This window comes from Pandoraea sp. E26 (assembly GCF_000681415.1).
GTDB lineage: Bacteria > Pseudomonadota > Gammaproteobacteria > Burkholderiales > Burkholderiaceae > Pandoraea > Pandoraea pnomenusa.
On sequence record NZ_AYXJ01000029.1, the window covers coordinates 38464 to 59336 of the forward strand.

General features: G+C 64.0%; 23 protein-coding genes and 1 tRNA gene. 9 read left to right on the top strand and 15 right to left on the bottom strand.

Features of this window, described 5'->3' with window-relative positions:
- The first annotated feature begins 149 nt into the window (after positions 1-149).
- Together W930_RS30195 and W930_RS0118010 are read left to right on the top strand one after the other, a co-directional pair.
- Positions 150-386 (top strand): hypothetical protein, encoded by a 237-nt coding sequence (locus W930_RS30195; RefSeq protein ID WP_152552663.1) that lies wholly within the window; start codon positions 150-152, stop codon positions 384-386.
- Between the two features lie 41 nt (positions 387-427).
- On the top strand, positions 428-1876 hold the full coding sequence (locus W930_RS0118010) for a catalase (protein WP_023873187.1): 1449 nt from the start codon (positions 428-430) through the stop codon (positions 1874-1876).
- Positions 1877-1976: 100 nt separating this feature from the next.
- On the opposite strand, the gene W930_RS0118015 is transcribed toward W930_RS0118010, so the two are convergent.
- Positions 1977-2615 (bottom strand): thiamine phosphate synthase, encoded by a 639-nt coding sequence (locus W930_RS0118015; RefSeq protein ID WP_023873188.1) that lies wholly within the window; start codon positions 2613-2615, stop codon positions 1977-1979.
- Positions 2616-2810: 195 nt separating this feature from the next.
- Between W930_RS0118015 and W930_RS0118020 the strand changes: the two genes are divergently transcribed.
- Both W930_RS0118020 and W930_RS0118025 read left to right on the top strand, forming a co-directional pair.
- The gene (locus W930_RS0118020; RefSeq protein WP_023597435.1) at positions 2811-3608 is read left to right on the top strand and encodes a YdcF family protein; all 798 of its coding nucleotides are present in this window, start codon (positions 2811-2813) and stop codon (positions 3606-3608) included.
- 114 nt (positions 3609-3722) lie between these two features.
- Positions 3723-4130: a heme-binding protein gene (locus W930_RS0118025; RefSeq protein ID WP_023597434.1), complete on the top strand. Its 408-nt coding sequence runs from the start codon at positions 3723-3725 to the stop codon at positions 4128-4130.
- A gap of 302 nt (positions 4131-4432) precedes the next feature.
- On the opposite strand, the gene hemP is transcribed toward W930_RS0118025, so the two are convergent.
- From hemP to W930_RS0118090, 13 genes are all read right to left on the bottom strand, one after another.
- Positions 4433-4690: a hemin uptake protein HemP gene (gene hemP, locus W930_RS0118030; protein WP_023873189.1), complete on the bottom strand. Its 258-nt coding sequence runs from the start codon at positions 4688-4690 to the stop codon at positions 4433-4435.
- Between the two features lie 177 nt (positions 4691-4867).
- On the bottom strand, positions 4868-5338 hold the full coding sequence (locus W930_RS0118035) for an SRPBCC family protein (RefSeq protein WP_023597432.1): 471 nt from the start codon (positions 5336-5338) through the stop codon (positions 4868-4870).
- 74 nt (positions 5339-5412) lie between these two features.
- Positions 5413-5823, bottom strand: a complete 411-nt coding sequence (locus W930_RS0118040; protein WP_023873190.1) for an OsmC family protein — start codon at positions 5821-5823, stop codon at positions 5413-5415.
- 161 nt (positions 5824-5984) lie between these two features.
- On the bottom strand, positions 5985-6887 hold the full coding sequence (locus tag W930_RS0118045) for a pirin family protein (protein ID WP_023873191.1): 903 nt from the start codon (positions 6885-6887) through the stop codon (positions 5985-5987).
- Between the two features lie 321 nt (positions 6888-7208).
- Positions 7209-7634 carry a biopolymer transporter ExbD gene (locus W930_RS0118050; RefSeq protein WP_023873192.1) on the bottom strand — a complete coding sequence of 142 codons (426 nt, stop codon included), beginning with the start codon at positions 7632-7634 and terminating at the stop codon, positions 7209-7211.
- A 27-nt stretch (positions 7635-7661) separates the two neighbouring features.
- Positions 7662-8402, bottom strand: a complete 741-nt coding sequence (locus W930_RS0118055) for a MotA/TolQ/ExbB proton channel family protein (RefSeq protein ID WP_023873193.1) — start codon at positions 8400-8402, stop codon at positions 7662-7664.
- Between the two features lie 27 nt (positions 8403-8429).
- A complete protein-coding gene (locus tag W930_RS0118060; protein WP_023873194.1) occupies positions 8430-9152 on the bottom strand; it encodes an energy transducer TonB in 723 nt (240 codons plus the stop codon).
- Positions 9153-9515: 363 nt separating this feature from the next.
- Positions 9516-9776: a bacterioferritin-associated ferredoxin gene (locus W930_RS27980; protein WP_023597426.1), complete on the bottom strand. Its 261-nt coding sequence runs from the start codon at positions 9774-9776 to the stop codon at positions 9516-9518.
- 113 nt (positions 9777-9889) lie between these two features.
- Positions 9890-10798: a glutamate racemase gene (gene murI / locus W930_RS0118070; RefSeq protein ID WP_023597425.1), complete on the bottom strand. Its 909-nt coding sequence runs from the start codon at positions 10796-10798 to the stop codon at positions 9890-9892.
- 113 nt (positions 10799-10911) lie between these two features.
- A complete protein-coding gene (gene bfr, locus W930_RS0118075) occupies positions 10912-11391 on the bottom strand; it encodes a bacterioferritin (RefSeq protein ID WP_023873196.1) in 480 nt (159 codons plus the stop codon).
- A gap of 181 nt (positions 11392-11572) precedes the next feature.
- The gene (locus W930_RS0118080) at positions 11573-13096 is read right to left on the bottom strand and encodes a fumarate hydratase (protein WP_023873197.1); all 1524 of its coding nucleotides are present in this window, start codon (positions 13094-13096) and stop codon (positions 11573-11575) included.
- A gap of 15 nt (positions 13097-13111) precedes the next feature.
- Complete coding sequence (locus W930_RS0118085; RefSeq protein WP_023597422.1) at positions 13112-13684, bottom strand: TIGR00645 family protein; 573 nt, start codon at positions 13682-13684, stop codon at positions 13112-13114.
- 179 nt (positions 13685-13863) lie between these two features.
- Positions 13864-14790 carry a DMT family transporter gene (locus tag W930_RS0118090; protein WP_255343985.1) on the bottom strand — a complete coding sequence of 309 codons (927 nt, stop codon included), beginning with the start codon at positions 14788-14790 and terminating at the stop codon, positions 13864-13866.
- 302 nt (positions 14791-15092) lie between these two features.
- Between W930_RS0118090 and acs the strand changes: the two genes are divergently transcribed.
- From acs to W930_RS0118110, 4 genes are all read left to right on the top strand, one after another.
- On the top strand, positions 15093-17075 hold the full coding sequence (gene acs / locus W930_RS0118095) for an acetate--CoA ligase (RefSeq protein WP_023597420.1): 1983 nt from the start codon (positions 15093-15095) through the stop codon (positions 17073-17075).
- A gap of 21 nt (positions 17076-17096) precedes the next feature.
- Positions 17097-17582: a DUF4212 domain-containing protein gene (locus W930_RS29715; protein ID WP_235195557.1), complete on the top strand. Its 486-nt coding sequence runs from the start codon at positions 17097-17099 to the stop codon at positions 17580-17582.
- Positions 17579-19597, top strand: coding sequence for a sodium:solute symporter family protein (locus tag W930_RS0118105; RefSeq protein ID WP_023597419.1), 2019 nt, complete (start codon positions 17579-17581; stop codon positions 19595-19597). Before W930_RS29715 ends, W930_RS0118105 begins: the two co-directional genes overlap by 4 nt.
- A gap of 87 nt (positions 19598-19684) precedes the next feature.
- A tRNA-Ser gene (locus W930_RS0118110) sits at positions 19685-19775 on the top strand.
- A 99-nt stretch (positions 19776-19874) separates the two neighbouring features.
- Here W930_RS0118110 and W930_RS31165 read toward each other — a convergent pair.
- Entirely contained in the window at positions 19875-20357 is a 483-nt protein-coding gene (locus W930_RS31165) for a helix-turn-helix domain-containing protein (RefSeq protein ID WP_023873201.1), read from the bottom strand.
- 115 nt (positions 20358-20472) lie between these two features.
- Between W930_RS31165 and W930_RS0118120 the strand changes: the two genes are divergently transcribed.
- On the top strand, positions 20473-20847 hold the full coding sequence (locus W930_RS0118120) for a hypothetical protein (RefSeq protein ID WP_023873202.1): 375 nt from the start codon (positions 20473-20475) through the stop codon (positions 20845-20847).
- The last annotated feature ends 26 nt before the right edge of the window (positions 20848-20873 follow it).

A 20873-nucleotide genomic window follows, 5' to 3' on the forward strand; every position in this document is an offset into this window, starting at 1 on the left:
CGGGCGCGGCCAACAGGTCACCGCATTCCGCCCCCGCCGCTTGTCGACGCTTCCCCGTCTTCCCCCCGCGCTTTTCCCTTCCGCTTTTTCCTCCAGGTCCTTCCGACTGTCATGCCGCCGCCGCTGCGCCGAGCCGCGGCGTATTGCTTTTGTCTATTGAATATATAAAAACGATCAATTTCACGATTTCGATAAAAATATTTAATCTGACGGCACGCGTTGGCAACGGGCACTGCCAGCAGGCCACCGCCCACCGACGCGACGATTGCCCGAGCCACCCCATGCCCGGAGAGGCGCCGACGATGACCCCATTCAAAGCCTATTGGCACGACATCGAAACCACGCTGGAACACGTGCTCGCCGACTTTGCGCAGATGGGCGCATGAGTCCGGCGAGATTGCCCGATCAGGAAACAGGAGAGCGTCACATGTCAGATACGAAAAAACTCACGACCGCCGCCGGAGCCCCGGTGCCCGACAACCAGAACACGCTCACCGCCGGCCCGCGCGGCCCGGCCTTGCTTCAGGACGTGTGGTTCCTCGAAAAGCTCGCGCACTTCGACCGGGAAGTGATTCCGGAGCGTCGCGTGCACGCGAAGGGCTCCGGTGCGTTCGGCAAGCTCACCGTCACGCACGACATCACGAAGTACAGCCGGGCGCGCGTGTTCGAGGCCATCGGCAAGGAAACGCCGGTGTTCCTGCGCTTCTCGACGGTGGCCGGCGAGCGCGGTGCGGCCGATGCGGAGCGCGACGTGCGCGGCTTCGCGCTGAAGTTCTACACCGACGAAGGCAACTGGGATCTCGTGGGCAACAACACGCCGGTATTCTTCGTGCGCGATCCGCTCAAGTTCCCCGACTTCATCCACACGCAAAAGCGTGACCCGAAGACAAACCTGCGCAATCCGACGGCTGCGTGGGACTTCTGGTCGCATCACCCCGAATCGCTGCATCAGGTCACGATTCTCATGAGCGATCGCGGCCTGCCGGCGAACTACCGCCAGCAACACGGCTTCGGCTCGCACACGTTCAGCTTCATCAACGCGGCCAACGAACGTTTCTGGGTGAAGTTCCACTTCAAGTCGATGCAGGGCATCGAGAACCTGACGAACGCGCAGGCGGCACAGGTGGTCGCCGGCGATCGGGAAAGCGCGCAACGCGACCTGTTCGAGGCGATCGAGGCCGGCAACTTCCCGCGCTGGCGCATGCAGGTGCAGGTGATGCCGGAGGCCGACGCGGCAACCTATCGCATCAACCCGTTCGATCTGACGAAGGTGTGGCCGCACGCGGACTACCCGCTCATCGACGTGGGCGTGCTCGAACTCAATCGCAATCCGGAGAATTACTTCGCCGACGTCGAGCAGGCGGCGTTCAATCCGGCCAACGTGGTGCCGGGCATCGGCTTCTCGCCCGACCGCATGTTGCAAGGGCGCCTGTTCTCGTACGGCGACACGCAGCGTTACCGTCTTGGCGTGAATCACAGTGCCATTCCGGTCAATGCGCCGAAGTGCCCGTTCCATCACAGCTTCCACCGCGATGGCGCGATGCGCGTGGACGGCAATCTGGGTGGCACGACGAATTACGAGCCGAATCGCTACGGCATATTCGCGGAGCAGCCGGAATTCCGCGAGCCGCCGCAAGCGGTGGGCGCCCTGGCCGATCGCTATGACCATCGCGAAGACGACGATCATTACTCGCAGCCACGCGCGCTGTTCCAGTTGTTCGACGACGGGCAGAAGGGCCGACTGTTCGGCAACATCGCCGCCTCGATGCAGGGCGTGCCGGACGACGTATCGGCGCGTCAGATCGCGCACTTCGAGAAGATCGACCCGACTTACGCGCAGGGCGTGATCGCGGCTCGCAAGGCGCTCGCCGGGTAAGCGACGCCGGCGATCAGGGAGTCAGCGGTACTGCGACGCCATCGGCGGCGCGCACCCGGGGGGCGGATTGAATCCGCCCCTTTGTCGTTTTGAGGGGGCCTCAGGCCGTAGGCCAGAACGCGCGGATCGCGGCGATGCCGTAGGCGCCGGCGTGGCGCGCGTTCGAGAGCATGTCGGCACGCATGCCGCCGAGCGCGAACACCGGCAGCGTGGCCTGTGCCGCAAGGGCCGTGAATGCGGGCCAGCCGAGCGGCGTGGCCTCCGGATGCGTGGCGGTGGCGAGTACGGGGGACAGCGTCACGAAGTCGAGTTCGAGTCGGCCGGCCTGCGCGAGCTGGGCTGCGTCATGACACGCGGCACTCACCCGTCGCCAGCCCGCTGGACGCGTCTGGCTCGCCATGAGCCGCTCGCTCGTCAGGTGCCAGCCGTCGGCTTGCGGGACCGTGCCGGCATGCTTGCCGCTGGCAATGTCGAGCCAAAGGTCCGCCACGTCGCGCGGTGGATTGAGGATGAGTTGCGCCCCGGCCGCATGCGTCAGGGCCAGCGCGCTCTCCGCAAGGGCGCGATAACCGTCGGCGTCGAGCGACCGGTTGCGAAGTTGTACTAGCCGAATGCCGCGAGCCAGCGCTTGCGCGAGCTGCGACGCGAAGGTGGCGATCTGGGTGCGTGAGGTGACGTCGGGCGTCACCAGCAATTGACGGGGAAGCGTGGCCAAGTCGGCGGTGAGGTCGTCGGGCATGCGCGAAGTGTAACCGGAATGCCGGCGCGAACGTCCTGAGGAAAGTACGGAGAGGCGTCGCTTCGCGTTGCGGCGTGGAGTCGTGCCGTGACGCCGGCCCCGGCAAGCTTGCGCGCAACGGTGCGCGGCGCGCCGGTGGGCGCCCTGGCGTAGAGAATGGATGCACTCGCGTGTGCAGTCCAGTAGACTGGCGGGATGCCCTTCGATTGGCTCGCCCGGAACCTCCTCGTCAGCTTGTTTCTGCCGCCAGCCAATGTGCTTGTGCTCGCGGTGCTCTCGCTCGTGAGCTGGCGGCGCTGGCCGCGCACCGGGAGGACGCTGGCCGTGCTCGCGGCCGGGGTGCTCTGGCTGCAGGCCATGCCGTGGTTCGCCCGGCAGATCGCGTATGGGCTCGAGGTGGGAAAGCCGGTCGATCTCAAGGCGTACGACGCTGCGCGACAGCATCCGGCCACGGCGGCGGCGCTGCCACAGGCCGTGGTGATCCTCGGCGGCGGCACCAGCGTCAACGCTACCGAATACGCCAGCAAGGGCTGGCGCAAGGATGCCGACCTGAGCACGGAGACGCTTGCACGGGTGCGGTACGGCGCGTTTCTCGCCCGCGAGACGCACCTCCCGGTGCTCATGTCCGGCGGCAGCCCGAGCGGACAGGCGGTCGAGGGGCGTCTGATGGCGCAGGTCGCCACCGAGGAATTTGGCGTGCCGGTGCGCTGGACCGAAGGACAATCACTGAACACGGCGCAAAACGCCATCTTCAGCGCGCGCATGCTGACCAACGCCGGCGTGTCGCGCGTCTATCTGGTCACGAGTGCCTGGCATATGCGCCGCGCCCGCGATCAGTTCGAGCGCGCTGGACTCACGGTGGTACCCGCGCCGTGCTGCAATGCGAGCAACCTCGACCCGGATGCCGTGCCCGGCATGTGGCCGACACTCGACGGTTTGCGCAGGACGCGACAGGCGCTGCGCGAGTGGATGGCGCTGGCCGTAGGGCACTGAGCGGTCCGTTGCCTGCGCGATGTCACGTGCCGGAGGCATCGTCGCAGGCGGATTTCCGCGGAAGCCGCGCCCGGCGCGGCTTCCTGAATTGCCAACCCTGAATGAGAGAGACGTATGAAGACGAAAGCAGTCCTGACTGTTGAAGACGTGCAGAAGATCAACGCCGCCGCCGTGGCCGAAGCCAGCGCGAACGGCTGGAACGTATGCATCACGATCGTCGACGACGGCGGTCACGCGCTGTCGCTGCACCGCATGGACGGCGCGGCGCCCAGCACCGCCATGATGTCGCTTGGCAAGGCGCAGACCTCGGCCGTCGGCCGTCGCGAGAGCGGTGCGTTCGAAGAGATGATCAATGGCGGCCGCTTCGCGTTCCTGAGCGCGCCGAACACCGCCATGCTCGAAGGCGGCGTGCCCATCGTTGTCAACGGCGATGTGATCGGCGCGGTCGGCGTCTCGGGTGTGAAGTCGGCGCAAGACGCGCAGATCGCCCGGGCGGGCATTGCCGCCGTCACCGCGAAGTGATGTAAAGAAAAACCCATCCTCGCGGATGGGTCAAGGGCTTGTCAGGCCGGACGGCGTGCCTGAGGCTTGCAGGCGGCGCCGCGAGGAGAACATCAATGAAACCCGTGTGGGTGGACAAAAAAAGCGGCTTGGCTGGCGCGCAACGCAGGTAGAGAGGGGCTTGCCGTAACTACATGGGATCGCGTTGCGTTCGCTGGCTACTGCCAAACACCTCTTAGGCGAGGTGGTCCCCACAAAACTCGGTGAAGGTGGCGGCGAGGTCGTGGTCTCGCCACCGCCAAAATGCTTGCAGATTCAATCGCTTACTTCGTCAGGATCAACTTGCCGTAGCGCGTGGCGCGCAACTGGTACGTCTGTCCGTTGTGCAGGATGTTCACGCACTGTGTGCCCTGCAACAGGTGATCGCTCGTGAGCACGCGTCCCGTGGCGTGGCTGGCCGGCTTTTCCGCCGCCGGACTGGCCGCCTGCGTGCGCGTCGTCGACACCGACAGGGTGCGGCGCGGCGCCGTTGCGGGCGTGGTCTGGCGGGCAGTGGTGTGGCTTGCGGTCATCTCGCTCATCCGTGTGGCTGACTGTGAGATGAATATTAAATGAGAATCATTCCCATTTGTATTTGAATTTGGCTATTGTCGTATTTTCTGGAATAGATTTTTGCTAATTGGTCCGATGCCGAGGGATGGCCGGCATCGGACCGGTGCCGTACGGTGGTGTCCGGCAATGCCCTGTGGGGCGGGCGTTCAGCCCAGTGCGCCCTGCTCCGCGAGGGCGCGAATCTGGGCCACCGTGTCGATGTCCGCTTCGCGATAGGCGGATTTCACAAATTCGCTGTAGCGGGTATCGGCCGTCGCGGCGTCTTCCGGCAGCGTGGTGCTGTAGGTGAAGCGCACGAAATAATGCGTGGGCGTGGGCTCTTCGATTCGCATCGTGAGCGAGCCGCCGGCGTGCTGGTCGGTGGCGGCCGTCTCGTAGCGGACCGATTGCTGGGCTTCGAAGATCACGCGATCGCGCACTACCGCCTCGCCGAAGCGCAGCTCGCGGGTGAGCGTGTCGTCGGTGCGTTCGTGCACGATGCACTTGTCCAGCCCCAGCACAAAGGATTCCGGCTGCTCGGCGCGCAGTACCAGGCCTCGCCACAATTGGTCGCGGGACAGCGCGAAGGCCAGCGGATTCAGAAGGTCGTTGACCTCGATGAGATGTTCGTACTGCAAGACTATTTCCCCTTCAATCGATGACGGCCGGCCTCGCGTCGCCATGGAGCGAGAGGCCGTGCGCGCGCCGGATCTTACTCGACCAGCGAACTGTCGATGGCGATGGTGCCCGACAACACCTTGTGAATTGGGCACGCATTGGCGATTTCCAAGAGACGCTGACGCTGCTCCTCGGACAGATCCCCGCCCAGCTCGATCTTGCGCGTGATCTGCGTGGTCCCCATCGGCGGTTTGCCATCCGGATTCATCGCGAGCGTCACCTTCACATCCTTGAGCGGCCACTCCTTGCGGCGCGCATACATCTGCAACGTGATCGATGTGCATGCGCCCAGGCTCGAGAGCAGCAGCGCCGTCGGGGCCGGACCGAGGTCCGCACCGCCGAGCGTTTCGGGCTCGTCGGCGATCCATTCGTGTTTGCCGTCCGAGAGACGCGTGGTGTAACCGGCGGCGCCCAGATGGGCGGTGACAATCGCTTCTGCAGCCATGGCGGCTCCTGTGGGGGCTGGATGAAAACGGCCCGGCGAACGTATGGGCCACGATGCACTCAATGAGTGTCATTGTGACCCAAATTCGCCGGGCCGGTGCGAACGATGGGGCGGCTTGCGCCGCGCCGGATGCTGCTGTCGTGCGGCCGGGGACGCTGCCCTTAGGCAGTCGCGCCCGCGCCCGAGGCCGGGATGCGGCCCATGCGACCCGCCTGGAAGTCGAGGATCGCCTGGCGGATCTCGCTCTCGGTGTTCATCACGAACGGGCCGTAGCGTGCCACCGGCTCACCCAGCGGCTTGCCGCCGATCAGCAGGAACGACACTGGCCGATCGCCATCGTTGCGCACGGTAATGCTCTCGCCGTCGTTGCCGAACACGACCATCTGATGCGCCTTGGCGGCAACGGGCTCGGCACCGAAATTGCCTTCGCCGTCGATCACGTAGGCGAACACGTTGAAGTCGGCGGGCACGGGATGATCGAGCAGCGCCTGCGGTTGCAGCGTGAAGTGCTGGTACAGGATCGGCGTGCGCGTCTCGATGGCGGCGCGTGTGCCCAACGCCTCGCCGGCGATCACGCGCACCGACACCTTGCCGTCTTCGCTCGTTGCGCTCGGGATGCCGGCAGCCGGCAGCTCCTGATAGCGTGGCGTCATCATCTTGTCCGTGCGCGGCAGGTTCACCCAGAGCTGAAAGCCGTGCATTTCGCCGCCGCGTTGCTGGAAGGCCTGCGACGGCATTTCGGAGTGAATCACGCCCGCACCGGCCGTCATCCATTGCACGTCGCCGGGCGTGAGCTTGCCGGCGTGCCCTTGCGAGTCGCGGTGCTCCATTTCTCCGGCGAGCAGGTACGTGACGGTCTCGAAACCGCGGTGCGGATGGTCAGGCGCGCCCTTGGCGTCGCCGGGGGCCACCTGCATCGGACCCATCTCGTCGAGCAGCAGGAACGGATCGAAGTCCATCATCATGCGCGTGGGGAAGGGGCGGTTGACGTGAAAACCGGCGCCTTCCTGCGTTTGCGCTGCCGTGAAGACACGGGCGACCGGACGGGCGAAGGTGGTGCTCATGGGGCAATCTCCTGTGGGGACGCGGGCCGGGGCGGCGTGACGCGTCCAATGTCATGTCCCCACTATATCGGGGTGGCCGGTACCGGGAGTAGCCCGTAACGCTGGAAGCATTGTTACCCGATTGGAACAATGCGTGAACTTCATCGGGAAATGGCGGAAAAGTGATGGGAGAGAGGCGGGAAAGTCGAGCGAGTCTGCGCGGGCGGTGACGGCGCCGGGGCAAGGGCGGGGATGGAAAAAGCGCGGTGACCGGCACCGCGCTTTGTGTACTGCGACGGCTTCGACTTGCGCGAAGCGTCGGATCGGTGGAACGCGTGCGGACTACTTCGTCGCGGGCTCGGTCACGAAACCGAGCTTGGTCACGCCTGCCGTCTGGGCGTCGGAGAGCACCTTCGCAACGCTCTCGTAACGCACATTCTTGTCGGCGAACAGGTGCAGCTCCGGCTGCGGCTGCGCCTCGGCCGCCTGGGCCAGGCGTGCCTTGAGCGTGGCCTCGTCGATGGCCTGCTTGTCCCAGTAGACTGTGCCGTCCGCCTGGATCGAGACGTCGATCTTGGCGGGCTTGGTGTCTTCCGGCTGGTTGCTTGCCTGCGGCAGATCGAGCTTGACCGCGTGATTGAGCACCGGCAGCGTCACGATGAAGATGATCAGCAGCACCAACATGACGTCGACGAGCGGCGTCATGTTGATCTCGCTCATCATTGCGTCGTCGGCGCCGTCGTCGCTGCTGTATGAACCCATGGCCATGGCGAACTCCTTGTTTCGTGCGCCGGCTTAGCTGGCGCTGGCCGGCGTGGACGGCTTGCGCACCGGCGTGACGTTGCTGGCGAACTGCGTCGAGTGCAGGCTCGCGCCGGTCAGGAAATAGGCGTGCAGGCTGTGGGCGAAGCGGTTGAGCTTCGAGACGATGCCCTTGTTGGCGCGCGTGAGCGCGTTGAACCCGAGCACGGCCGGGATGGCGACGAACAGACCGAACGCGGTCATGATGAGGGCTTCGCCCACCGGGCCTGCCACCTTGTCGATGGTCGTCTGACCCGAGGCGCCGATCGCCAGCAGCGCGTGGTAGATGCCCCACACCGTACCGAACAATCCCACGAACGGCGACGTCGAGCCGATCGAGGCGAGCATGGCCAGGCCGCTTTGCAGGCGCGAGACCGTGTCGTCCACCGAATTCTTGAGCGCGCGCGTGATCCAGTCGCTCACGTCCATCTTGTCGTGCAGATGCGGCTGGCTCTGGCGATGATGCTCGGCGGCGTCCTGACCGGCGAGGGCCAGCGCGAGGAACGGATTGTTCTGGCCCGATTCGCCGAGCTTCTGCAAACCGGCGGAGAAGTTCTCCGAATGCCAGAAATCGGGTTCGGCGGAGCGCGTGAGGCGGCTCAGGCGGAAGACTTGCGTGCCCTTGATGATGATGACCGTCCAGGACAGCACCGACATCACCAGCAGCACGATCGCGATGGCTCGGGTGACGAAATCGCCCTGTGCCCAGACGTGGCTCAAACCATACTCTTGCATTTTGCGTTCCTCGGGAGATCCAGTTCGTTAATCGTTCAGATTGAAGTTAAACGGCTTGGTCGCGGCGGCTTCCACCGCGCGACCGTTTTGCATCGGGGGCGCGCAGCGCATTGCCAGCGCGGCGGTGCGGGCGGCCTGATCCAGCCGCGAGAAGCCGCTCGACTTGATGACGTTCGCGCTCGCGACCACACCGCGCGTGTCGATCACCAGCCGCAGCGTGACCGTGCCTTCCTCGCCCACGCGTCGCGACTGTGTGGGATAGACCACGCGCGGCTCTTCGCATTTCACGGCCAGACCTTCGATCGGACCGGACGGTGCGGGTGCCGGTGTCGGCGCGGGCGGCGCCGGCGGGGTGGGTGCGGCGTTCTGCACCGGGGCGGCCGGCGTGGGCTGGGGCGCGGGCGCGACCGGCTCGGCCTTCTGCGTGATGGCATTCCTGGGCTGCACGCGTGGCTTGGGCGGCGGCGGGGTCACGCGCGGCTTCGGCGGCTCCGGCTGCGGCTTGGGCGGCGCGGGTTGCGGCGGCGTGGGCGCGGGCGTGAGCGGAATGATCGTGGCAGTGAAGGTGGTCGGTTCGATGGTCGCTTTTTCCGGGGCGTTGCGCAGCTGCGACAAACCGACCAGGGCGGCGATATGGAGAACGACGATCGCGCCCGCGATCACAATGGCGCGCGGCGACGTCAGCGGGTCACGAATCGAGGTGGGCGCACGACCGGAAGTCGTCACGGCAGGGGGCACGGCGGTCGACATGTTAACGGCTAGGGTACGCTAGTTTGCGGCAGATGAACGTCGAGTGGTGCGCGATGCGCGAAGCCTCGGGGTTCGGGATGGCCGGACGTGCGATCAAAGGAAAACCGCGCCAGGGGGCGCGGTCGGCGAATGCAGCGAGTCAGGCACCGTGCACCGACTCACCTTCGAAACAGGAAGAACGATAAACATAACGTCGAAACGAAGCCGATCAGGAGTTCCATCTGACACCTCCGAGGGTGACGGGTCGCTGGCTGGCGCATGACGCCGCGAGACGCCTGGCTGGCTTCGTAGCGTCGCGCTGCGGTGAAGACCGCATCGGGACGGGGAAATCGAAACGGATGACGTCAGGGCTTGCCGGATGCCTCAGGCCGCCAGCGCGAGGTCGCGCTGCGTGAACACGACCTCGGTCGTGGCGTCGGCCTGCGCCGATTGACAGCAGCCACCGCACGACCGACCGCAGCACGGCGTGACACCCGACACCATCTCCTGAACGTACGGGCCGCACTTGCCGCAGCACAGCGCAACGCCCAGGTCGATCTGAAGATCTTCCAGGGTGGTGGCTCCGGCATCGAGGCATGCCTTGATCTGGCGCTCGGAAACGGACTTGCAGACGCAGACGATCATGATGAAAACGTCAAAATGTAACACTAATGAGAATAATTATTATTTAAGTTGCCGAGATTTGCAAGCGCCATCCACCTATCCCATGTTGCATTCAGGGATACAGGGAAACGGTGTCAGGCTGACGCGATGGGAAGGTTGGGCGGCAAGTCCAGGCGGGCCGCGTCGTTTGGGACGCATTCGGTGACTTCGTTGGCTTCGCCGGTCCCGGGGATCCGGACCGCCTGAACGCCCGGGGCGTGCGGCAGCAGGCGGTCGGCCATCTTCTGCAAGGCGTGCGGGCTTGCGGTGGTGAACAGTTGGAGCGTGCCGGCGAGGCCAGGCGGCGACTCGCACTGCGTCGGCGCGCTCAGTTCGGCCGTCTCGAGGCGGCGTTGCAACTGACGCGCGATGGCGGCGCCGGTATCGATGAGCGTGAGAGCATTGCCGAAGCGCCGCTCGATGGCCGGAATGAGGAACGGGTAATGGGTGCAACCGAGCACCAGCGTGTCGACGCCTTGCGCGAGCATCGGCTCGATAAAACGTTCGAGCAGTGCCACGACATCGGCCGAGCCCACATCCCCGGCTTCGATGCGCTCGACCAGTCCATGCCCGGGTTGGCAGAGGAAGCGCTGGCCTTGCGCCGTATGCCGCGCAAGCAGGTCCGCGAATCGCGCGCTGCGCAGCGTTGCTGCCGTGGCCAGCACGCCGATCACGCCCGTCTTCGATGCTGCGGCCGCCGGCTTGATGCCGGGCTCGACCCCGACGACCGGCCAGGCGGCGTCGGCGCGCAGGGCCGCCACGCCGTGCGCGGTGGCGGTATTGCACGCCACGACGAGCGCCTTCGCGCCATGTGCGCGCAGCCATCGACCAATGGCGAGGCTGCGCTGTTCGATGAACGTGTCGGGGCGCTCCCCATAGGGTGCGTAGCGGGAGTCGGCGACGTAGAGCAGCGACTCTTGGGGCAGCAGGGCGCGAACGGCCTGAAGGACTGACAGGCCGCCGAGGCCGGAATCGAAGACGCCAATCGGCGCGTTGGAGGACATGGTGAATAAAAAAGGGCCGGCAAGTGGCCGGCCCCGAAATTCTAGCGCAAAGCCGGCAAACCGATATCGGCGCGGCGATGCGTCTTGTTGTCCAGGTTTTGTGGGTGACGGGCTTATTCTTCGAACGACGCCATGCCCGACTGCTGGTAATTCTGGAGACCGACTTTGTCGATCAGTTCGATCTGCGTCTCGAGCCAATCGATGTGCTCTTCGGTGTCGTGCAGAATTTCGTTGAAGAGTTCGCGCGATACGAAGTCCTTCACCTTTTCGCAATGCTCGATACCGTCCTTGCAGGTCTTCTGCGAGATGTATTCAAGCTTCAGATCGCACTTCAGGATTTCGTCGGTCGTCTCGCCGATGAGCAGCTTGTGCAGGTCCTGAAGGTTCGGCAGGCCGTCGAGCATGAAGATGCGTTCGATCAGCTTGTCGGCGTGCTTCATCTCGCCGATGGACTCATCGTACTCGTGCTTGCCGAGTTTCTCGAGGCCCCAGTGGTTATACATGCGGGCGTGCAGAAAGTACTGGTTGATCGCCGTCAGCTCGTTGGTGAGCTGTGCGTTGAGGAGTTCGAGGACTTTCTTGTCGCCTTTCATTTCGGATCCCTTGTTATGCAGTTTGCGAGCCGTTGAAGAGTAGCCGGAAACGGCTGGAAAGCCAAGCTCTGCAAGGCTTTTCGTGAACCGAGGTGCGAATGGTAATGCGAGCCATTCTCGCACGGTGGTGAACAAAAAAACCCGGCCGGAGCCGGGTTTTTCGTGGTGGGAAGCGACGCGATTACTCGGCAGCGACCGGAATCTTGCCGATCTTCGCCTGCCATTCCTTCGGGCCGGTGTTGTGCACCGACACGCCGGTCGCGTCCACGGCCACCGTTACGGGCATGTCCTTGACGTCGAACTCATAGATAGCTTCCATGCCGAGGTCTTCGAAGGCCAGCACGCGCGCGGCGCGAATCGCCTTGGACACGAGGTAGGCGGCGCCGCCCACAGCCATCAGGTAGGCCGCCTTGTGCTTCTTGATGGCTTCGATGGCGGCCGGACCGCGCTCGGACTTGCCGATCATGACCGCCAGACCCGTCTTCGACAGCATCATGTCGGTGAACTTGTCCATGCGGGTCGAGGTGGTCGGGCCTGCCGGGCCGACGACTTCGTCGCGCACCGGATCGACGGGGCCCACGTAATAGATCGCGCGGCCCTTGAAGTCGACCGGCAGCGGCTCGCCCTTGGCGATCATGTCGGCGATGCGCTTGTGCGCGGCGTCGCGGCCGGTGAGCATCTTGCCCGAGAGCAGCAGCGTCTGGCCCGGCGTCCAGCTGGCGACTTCTTCCGGCGTGAGCATGTCGAGATCGACGCGCTTGCTCGTTTCGGTGTTCGGCGCCCAGTGCACATTCGGCCAGGCGTCGAGCGACGGGGCGGCGAGGAACGACGGGCCCGAGCCGTCCAGCGTGAAGTGCGCGTGACGCGTGGCCGCGCAGTTCGGGATCATGGCGACCGGCTTCGACGCGGCGTGCGTCGGGTAGTCGAGAATCTTCACGTCGAGCACGGTGGCCAGACCGCCCAGACCCTGTGCGCCGATACCGAGCGCGTTCACCTTCTCGAACAGCTCGATACGCAGTTCTTCGTTCCAGTTCTGCGGACCGCGCTTGATCACGTCATGGATGTCGATCGGGTCCATGAGCGATTCCTTGGCGAGCACCATCGCCTTTTCCGCCGTGCCGCCGATACCGATGCCGAGCATGCCGGGCGGGCACCAGCCGGCGCCCATCGTCGGCACGGTCTTCACGACCCAGTCGACGATCGAGTCCGACGGGTTGAGCATCACGAACTTCGACTTGTTCTCCGAGCCGCCGCCCTTGGCCGCGACTGTGATGTCGACCTTGTCGCCTTCCACGATTTCGTAGTGAATGACGGCCGGCGTGTTGTCCTTCGTGTTCTTGCGTCCGGCTTCGGGCGGCGCCACGATCGAGGCGCGCAGCACGTTGTCCGGGTGCATGTAGGCCTGGCGCACGCCTTCGTTGATCATGTCGGTGAGGCTGCGCTTGGCGTCCCAGCGCACGTTCATGCCGACCTTCACGAAGACGGTCACGATGCCGGTGTCCTGGCACAGCGGACGGCGGCCTTCGGCGCACATGCGGCTGTTGGTCAGGATCTGCGCGATGGCGTCCTTGGCGGCGGGGCTTTGCTCGGCCTCGTAGGCACGGCCCAGCGCCTGGATGTAATCGTCCGGATGGTAGTAGCTGATGTACTGCAGGGCACCGGCGACGCTCTGGATGACGTCGTCTTCTTTAATGACGGTAGACATGAAACGACTCTCGACTTAGTGGGAACTGGTAGAGGTAAGGACTTGGGGGGAGGCGTAGGCCGGGGCGTGGCTCTCGTTCGTCATCTTGTTGACGACGGCCATGACCACGGCGGAAAGCAGGAATGCGCAGTGAATGATCACCTGCCACATGATCGTGTGCGGCGTTTGCTGCGAGGCGTCGATGAACGTCTTGAGCAGGTGAATCGACGAGATGCTGATGAGCGCCATCGACAACTTCACCTTGAGCACGCCGGCGTTCACGTGATCGAGCCATTCCGGCTCGTCCGGATGGCCCTCGACGCCCAGACGCGAGACAAACGTCTCGTAGCCGCCGATGATCACCATGATCAGCAGGTTCGAGATCATCACCACGTCGATCAGGCCGAGCACGACAAGCATGATCTGCGTTTCGTCGAAGGTCGCTGCGTGCGAGATGAGATGCCAGAGTTCGGCAAGGAATTTGTAGACGTAGACGCCTTGCGCGGCGATCAGCCCCAGGTACAGCGGCAGTTGCAGCCAGCGGCTGAAGAAGATGATGCGGGGCAGGGGGCGCATCGGCGCGTCGGACGGGCGGCCGGGAGTCGACATGGCTGTTTTGAGTGGGGGCGTTCGCCTGCGCGGACGGCCGCAGACGAGGGTTATCAAATACGCGAATCAAATAGACGCGGCGCGCGGGACGGTGCCTGATGGCAGGTCACGGATTTCGCGTCGCGAAATTCGGCATGGCGGGCATTTTACAACGTCTTGCCCGCCGCGCCGCGGCCGATTCAATCGCGGGCCGGCAATAGCGTCTTGCGTGAGCCGGGCGAAGGGAGCGCGGCCAGGACGATCCCCGCGACGGTGAGCGCCAGCGCGGCGCCCTGAGCGACGGACAGGCGCTCGCCGAGGAAAATCACGCCGTACGCAGTGGCCGAGACGGGCACCATCGCTGTGAAAACGCCGGCAAGCTGCGCGCTGACGTGCCGAATGCCGCGCATCCACAGGAAAAACGAGAAAACGCTCGCCGCCAGGCCATACCAGACGATGAGGGCCCAGTGGCCGGGCGTGAGTGCCGCGTAGTCCACGGCCATCAGGCCTGCCGCGCCCAGGGGCAGCATCAGCGCGCCGCCAATCAGGTGCGTATAGGCGCAGATGTCGATGGCGGGCAGCTCGGCGGCCAGGCGTTTCGAGACGATCACGTAGATGCTCTCGCAGAGCACCGCGCCGAGCACGAGCGCGTTGCCCAGCCAGGCGCTCGGGGCACCGCCCGTGCCGCTGGCGCCGTGGGCGTCGCCGCGCGAGACATTGAGCAGCGCCACGCCGGCAATCGCCAGTCCGATGCTTACGAGCGTGCGGCGCGACGGGTGCTCGCGCAGCACCGCCCAGGAGAGCAGTGCGACGCAGGCGGGCAGCGTGGCGGTGATCACGCCCGCGGCGGTGGCCGTGGTCAGGCGCACGCCGTGGAGCATGAGCAGTGTAAACAGGAACGTGCCGAAGAACGTCTGCACGAAGAGGTGCTTCCACTGGTTTCGCGTCACGCGTCGCATGACGGAAGGCCGGTAACGGGGCGACAGGGCGGCAATGGCGATGAGAAAGCGCCACAGCGCGAAGGCCGCGACGGGCATCACGGCCACCATCGTCTTGCCGATGCCCACGTTGGTGCCCACGAACGTCATGGCCAGCGCAAGCGCGAAGCTCGGAAACCGGGCGAACAGCCGGTCGGCGGTCGGCGTCCCGGGCTGGGTATGAGGGGGCGTCGGAGGCTGAGATGTCGAATTCACGGGCGCTCCGGGCGAGTCCGGGGTGGCGGGATAGGGTTGATACGGGTAGGATTGTAGCGAATACGCCACAGTCTGCGGCACAGCGTCGACGCGTTCGCGCGAGTCCCGCGCGCAGGAGGCGCGAAGCGTGTGCACCAGTGTAAGGCGTTAGTAAGTCGCTCGTCTTAATGTGACGTTAGCGATTGGTTTTGGCTTGATTGCAATCGTATTTGCATATCCATAAGAGGGGACAACTCATGGCAGCAATCGAATCGGTTTTGCAGGAGCAGCGCGTTTTCGCGCCGCCGCAGGCGCTGGTCGCCAAAGCGAACATCTCCGGCATGCCCGCCTATGAGGCGCTGTGCGCCGAGGCCGAGAAGGATTACGAGGGTTTCTGGGCGCGTCAGGCGCGCGAGAACCTGGCCTGGCACAAGCCGTTCACCAAAGTCCTCGACGAGACCAACGCCCCGTTCTACACGTGGTTCGAAGACGGTCAGATCAACGCTTCCTACAATTGCCTGGACCGTCAGATCGAGGCGGGCCTGGGCGACAAGAACGCCATCCTGTTCGAGTCCGATGACGGCACCGTGACGCCGGTGACTTACCGGGACTTGCTCGCACGCGTGAGTCGTTTCGCCAATGCGCTCAAGGCCAAGGGCGTGAAAAAGGGCGACCGCGTGGTCATTTACATGCCGATGTCGATCGAAGGTGTGGTGGCCATGCAGGCATGCGCCCGTATTGGCGCGACGCACTCGGTGGTGTTCGGCGGTTTCTCGGCGAAGTCGCTCAACGAGCGCGTGATCGATGCCGGCGCGGTGGCCATCGTCACGGCCGATGAGCAGATGCGTGGCGGCAAGGCGCTGCCCCTGAAGGCCATCGTCGACGAGGCGCTTGCCATGGGGGGGTGCGACCATGTGAAGTCGGTGATCGTCTACCGTCGCACGGGCGGGAATGTGGCGATGCAGGCCGGTCGCGACGAAGTCATGCAGGATCTCGTTGCGGGTCAATCGGATCAGTGCGCGCCGGAGTGGGTCGGTGCGGAGCATCCGCTGTTCATCCTTTACACGTCGGGATCGACGGGCAAGCCCAAGGGCGTGCAGCACAGCACCGGTGGTTACCTGCTGTGGGCGTCGCTCACCATGCAGTGGACCTTCGACATCAAGCCTGACGATGTCTTCTGGTGCACGGCCGACATAGGCTGGATTACCGGGCATACGTACATTGCCTACGGTCCGCTCGCTGTGGGCGCGACCCAGGTCGTGTTCGAGGGGGTGCCGACGTATCCGAACGCCGGTCGTTTCTGGGAGATGATCGGCCGTCACAAGGTCAGCGTCTTTTACACGGCGCCGACTGCGATCCGATCGCTGATCAAGGCGGCCGAGCAGACGCCGGACGTGCATCCGAAGCAGTACGACCTGTCGTCGTTGCGCATTCTCGGATCGGTCGGCGAGCCGATCAATCCGGAAGCGTGGATGTGGTACTACGAGAACGTTGGCGGCGGGCGTTGTCCGATCGTCGACACGTGGTGGCAGACGGAGACGGGCGGACATGTGATCACGCCGCTGCCGGGCGCGACGCCGCTGGTGCCGGGGTCGTGCACGTTGGGGTTGCCGGGCGTCGCCGTGGCCATCGTCGACGAGACGGGGCAGGACGTGCCGAACGGTCAGGGCGGCATGCTGGTGATCAAGCGTCCGTGGCCGTCGATGATCCGCACCATCTGGGGCGACCCGGAGCGTTACAAGTCGAGCTATTTTCCGTCGGAGCTGGGTGGCCGAATCTATCTGGCCGGCGACGGATCGATTCGCGACGCCAAGACCGGTTACTTCACGATCATGGGGCGAATCGACGACGTGCTGAACGTTTCCGGTCACCGCATGGGCACGATGGAGATCGAGTCGGCGCTGGTGGCGAATCCAATTGTGGCGGAAGCGGCGGTGGTGGGGCGTCCGGACGACACCACGGGCGAGGCGATCGTGGCGTTCGTGGTGCTCAAGCGTTCGCGTCCGACGGGGGACGAAGCCAAGCAGATCGCGCTCGAGCTGCGCAACTGGGTCGGCAAGGAAATCGGGCCGATCGCCAAGCCGAAGGACATCCGCTTCGGGGACAATCTGCCGAAGACCCGCTCCGGCAAGATCATGCGTCGCTTGTTGCGAGTGATTGCCAAGGGCGAGGAGATCACGCAGGACACGTCCACGCTCGAGAATCCGGCCATTCTGGAGCAGCTCAAGCAGGCGCAGTAAGCGCGGGGTTCCCGGCCGGTCATGGCTAAGCGTTCGCAGACGGGGGCGGCGGGCACACCTGCCGCATCCGCGACCTTCGGCGTTGGTGGCGTGCGTTCGGACATGCGTTCCGGCGGCACGCCGCCCGACGTCGACTGGCATGGCGAGGCGGCGAGCATCGCGACACGTCACTGGCGCCGGACGCTACGGCTCGTGGCGGTGCTGATGGCCATCGGATTCGTGGTGACTTTCGTGCCACAGTTCTGGGCGCGGGAATGGGCCGCGATGCGATTCGCGGGCTGGCCGCTGCCGTTCTACATGGGTGCGCAGGGGGCGATCCTGATCGACATTGTGCTGATCATGATCTACGTCGCGATGCAACGTCGCAACGATACCCAGTATCGCCGGGCGCTCTCGGCGTTGCGCGATGCGCATCGGGACAGCCTCGGAATGCGCGATGCCGGCGCTGAATTCGGCGCAATGCCTGCCCCCCTCTCTCGCGCCACGTCGGCGCGCGCTCCCCGATGAGTTTCACGCGCAGGCTGCTGCGTTACTACCTGTATTACACAGCGGGGTTTCTCGCGTTCGTGCTGATGATCGGATTGCTTGAGCGTGTGAACGGTCCGGGCGTCTGGATCGGGTATGCGTTCCTGTTCGTGACGATTGCCGTGTATGCGGTGATCGGGCTGATATCCCGCACGTCCGACGCGGCCGAGTACTACGTGGCGGGGCGTCGTGTGCCGCCGATGTTCAATGGCATGGCGTGCGCGGCGGACTGGATGAGCGCGGCGTCGTTCATGGGGTTGGCGGGGTCGCTGTACGTTTCCGGTTACGACGGCCTGGCTTACGTCATGGGATGGACGGGCGGATATTGTCTGGTGGCGTTTCTGTTGGCGCCGTACTTGCGCAAGATGGGACGGTACACGGTGCCGGACTTTCTGGGCACGCGTTACGACAGCAATCTGGTGCGTGCGCTGGGGGTGTTTTCGACGATTCTGTGTTCGTTCGTGTATCTGGTGGCGCAGATTCAGGGCGTGGGGATGATCGCGTCGCGTTTCATCGGCGTCGAGTTCACGATCGGGATCTTCTTCGGGCTGGCGGGCATTCTGGTGTGTTCGTTCCTGGGCGGCATGCGTGCGGTGACGTGGACCCAGGTGGCGCAGTACATCATCATGATCACGGCGTTTCTGGTGCCGACGGCCATGATTGGGCATCAGACGGGCAATGGCTGGTTTCCGCAGTTCACCTACGGCAAGGCGCTGGCGAAGGTCGAGGCGCTGGAGCGAGACATTCAGCAGTCGGTGCCTGAGCGAGAGGTGCGGGACTATTACCGCGAGCAGGCCGAGCAGATGCAGCGACGGCTGGACGGGTTGCCGGACAGTTTTTACAGCGAGCGGGCCGAGCTGGAGCGGCAGTTGCTGGACACGAAGCGTCGCAATGGCCCGTTGCGTGACGTGAAGGTGCTGGAGACGAAGTTGGAGGCGTTTCCGCGCGACGTGGGCGAGGCGCAGAATCGGTGGCTGGAGATGCGCAATCAGTATGCGGAGCGCAGCGAACCGCCGCATGCGATGACGGAGCCGTTCCCGGCGAGGGACGACACCACGCGCAGTTCGCAGCGGTTGAATTTCCTGTTGCTGATGGTGTGCCTGATGATCGGGACGGCGAGTCTGCCACACATTCTGACGCGATATGGCACGACGGCGACGGTGCAGGGTGCGCGGAGTTCTGTGGGGTGGACGTTGTTCTTCGTGGCGCTGCTGTATGTGAGTGCGCCGGCGCTCGCGGTGATGTTGAAGTATGACGTGTTGCTGCATCTGGTCGGTGCCCGATACGAGAACTTGCCGGGGTGGGTGACGCAATGGCGGCACGCGACGCCGGTGCAGTTGGACATCTCCGACGTGTACCGGGACGGGGTGGTGCAGTGGGGCGAGATCTGGATGCAGCCGGACATGCTGGTGCTGGCGGGCCCGGAGATTGCGGGATTGCCGTATGTGATATCCGGACTGGTTGCGGCGGGGGCGTTGGCGGCGGTGCTGTCGACGGCGGACGGATTGTTGCTGACGATTGCGAATGCGTTGTCGCACGACGTGTACTTTCACATGGTGGATCGGAATGCGTCGAGTCAGAAGCGGGTGACGACGTCGAAGATACTGTTGTTATGCGTGGCGATGTTTGCGTCGTACGTGACGTCGCTGAAGTTGGGGAACATTTTGTTTCTGGTGGGGGCGGCGTTTTCGCTGGCGGCATCCTGCCTGTTTCCGGCGCTGGTGCTGGGGGTGTTTTGGAAGCGCACGACGCGTCTGGGGGCGACGGCGGGCATGGTGAGCGGGTTGTTGGTGTGCGTGTACTACATCATGACGACGTACCCGTTCTTCACGCGGTTGACGGGATTTGCGGGAGCACGGTGGTGGGGCGTGGACCCGATTTCGGCGGGGGCGTTCGGGGTGCCGGTGGGGTTTGCGGTGGCGATCGCGTTCAGCCTGCTGGGCGGGCGCCCGAGCGAGCGCGACAGACACCTGGTGGACCATCTGCGACGCCCGTGACCGCAGGGGAGGTGCCATATTTGATCCCCCGCCCTACAAAAGGGGGTGAGATGTTGCCGCCAACCTGCTATAATGCGCGACCATTCAGGAGAGATGGATGAGTGGTTTAAGTCGCACGCCTGGAAAGCGTGTATAGGTTAATAGCCTATCGGGGGTTCGAATCCCCCTCTCTCCGCCAAAGATGTGAAAAAGCCCTTGATTTCAAGGGATTTTTTTATTGGTGCTTCGATCGACTATCAATTCGACTATCAAGTCAGATGAGCCCTCTGGGAATTGATCAGCCGAAAATAGCCCGCACGTCCAGGTCAAGGGCGCCGACGAATTTTTCCAGAGTATCAAGCGTAGGAAGTTCTTCGGAGCGCTCTATCGTGCTCACGTAGTTCCGATCCATCCCGATCATATCTCCCACCGCCTTTTGCGACAGGCCGCGAATCACGCGTGCATCTCTAACCGCGTGACCGAATACTTCAGGCGGCACCGATTTCATCGACTGCTCGGCGTATTCGCCGACGAGCAACGCGCTCGGTTTCGTTTGAAGTGCTTGGGCGATCCGAAAGACCGTTCTGATTGAAACGTTTGGAGCGGTGCGCTCGATGCGGCTAATCGACGTTCTGTCCATGTCCACTTTGTCCGCGAATGCCTCTTGCGACAACTTCAAGTGTTTGCGGCGGGCTCTGACCGTTTCGGCAAAGCACTCCCTCAAGCTTCTCATCAAGACCTTCCCGAAGAACGAAGTCCCCAGGATTCTTGGTTGAAACATGACGCGTAACCACGGCACTTATCTTGTAGACATTTTTATTTACAAGACAAATGCTACAATTTGTCCTGAGTGAAGCAATGGGAAAACGTCCGACGAACTTTCGGGAAACTGAAGAATGAAAAAGATGTTGTATTCGGGGCTCATCGTCCTGCTGGCTGGTGCCGCAGAAAGTGTCACGGCACAGTCGATTCCTCCGGCCTGCCAGCAATACGTCACGGCAATCAATGTGTGTGGCGCGGATTTGGTCAAGCTCATCGAGTTGCGCAAACCTGCCGACCTTGAAAACACCAAGCGGTACGTCGACACGCGCGGATTGGTGGCGGATATTCGGGCGCACATCAAGAGCGATGGTTATGACCAAGTGGCTCAGGCCTGTGCAACGACCGCACGCGATGAACTGCAAAAGGGAATTATCAATGTCACGACGCTGCTCACGTTCGGCGGCGGCATGACTTCACGATGCCAGCAAGCTGCGGGAGCAATCCGATGAGTTTGGGGATTAACAGTTCGAGGCGT

Excerpts from the sequence above, each read along its gene's own strand:
- W930_RS0118010 (WP_023873187.1), top strand. The coding sequence starts at position 428 with ATGTCAGATACGAAAAAACTCACGACCGCCGCCGGAGCCCCGGTGCCC.
- W930_RS0118015 (WP_023873188.1), bottom strand. The coding sequence starts at position 2,615 with ATGCCCGACGACCTCACCGCCGACTTGGCCACGCTTCCCCGTCAATTG.
- W930_RS0118020 (WP_023597435.1), top strand. The coding sequence starts at position 2,811 with ATGCCCTTCGATTGGCTCGCCCGGAACCTCCTCGTCAGCTTGTTTCTG.
- W930_RS0118025 (WP_023597434.1), top strand. The coding sequence starts at position 3,723 with ATGAAGACGAAAGCAGTCCTGACTGTTGAAGACGTGCAGAAGATCAAC.
- hemP (WP_023873189.1), bottom strand. The coding sequence starts at position 4,690 with ATGAGCGAGATGACCGCAAGCCACACCACTGCCCGCCAGACCACGCCC.
- W930_RS0118040 (WP_023873190.1), bottom strand. The coding sequence starts at position 5,823 with ATGGCTGCAGAAGCGATTGTCACCGCCCATCTGGGCGCCGCCGGTTAC.
- W930_RS0118045 (WP_023873191.1), bottom strand. The coding sequence starts at position 6,887 with ATGAGCACCACCTTCGCCCGTCCGGTCGCCCGTGTCTTCACGGCAGCG.
- W930_RS0118050 (WP_023873192.1), bottom strand. The coding sequence starts at position 7,634 with ATGGCCATGGGTTCATACAGCAGCGACGACGGCGCCGACGACGCAATG.
- W930_RS0118055 (WP_023873193.1), bottom strand. The coding sequence starts at position 8,402 with ATGCAAGAGTATGGTTTGAGCCACGTCTGGGCACAGGGCGATTTCGTC.
- W930_RS0118060 (WP_023873194.1), bottom strand. The coding sequence starts at position 9,152 with ATGTCGACCGCCGTGCCCCCTGCCGTGACGACTTCCGGTCGTGCGCCC.
- W930_RS27980 (WP_023597426.1), bottom strand. The coding sequence starts at position 9,776 with ATGATCGTCTGCGTCTGCAAGTCCGTTTCCGAGCGCCAGATCAAGGCA.
- murI (WP_023597425.1), bottom strand. The coding sequence starts at position 10,798 with ATGTCCTCCAACGCGCCGATTGGCGTCTTCGATTCCGGCCTCGGCGGC.
- bfr (WP_023873196.1), bottom strand. The coding sequence starts at position 11,391 with ATGAAAGGCGACAAGAAAGTCCTCGAACTCCTCAACGCACAGCTCACC.
- W930_RS0118080 (WP_023873197.1), bottom strand. The coding sequence starts at position 13,096 with ATGTCTACCGTCATTAAAGAAGACGACGTCATCCAGAGCGTCGCCGGT.
- W930_RS0118085 (WP_023597422.1), bottom strand. The coding sequence starts at position 13,684 with ATGTCGACTCCCGGCCGCCCGTCCGACGCGCCGATGCGCCCCCTGCCC.
- acs (WP_023597420.1), top strand. The coding sequence starts at position 15,093 with ATGGCAGCAATCGAATCGGTTTTGCAGGAGCAGCGCGTTTTCGCGCCG.
- W930_RS29715 (WP_235195557.1), top strand. The coding sequence starts at position 17,097 with ATGGCTAAGCGTTCGCAGACGGGGGCGGCGGGCACACCTGCCGCATCC.
- W930_RS0118105 (WP_023597419.1), top strand. The coding sequence starts at position 17,579 with ATGAGTTTCACGCGCAGGCTGCTGCGTTACTACCTGTATTACACAGCG.
- W930_RS31165 (WP_023873201.1), bottom strand. The coding sequence starts at position 20,357 with ATGTTTCAACCAAGAATCCTGGGGACTTCGTTCTTCGGGAAGGTCTTG.
- W930_RS0118120 (WP_023873202.1), top strand. The coding sequence starts at position 20,473 with ATGAAAAAGATGTTGTATTCGGGGCTCATCGTCCTGCTGGCTGGTGCC.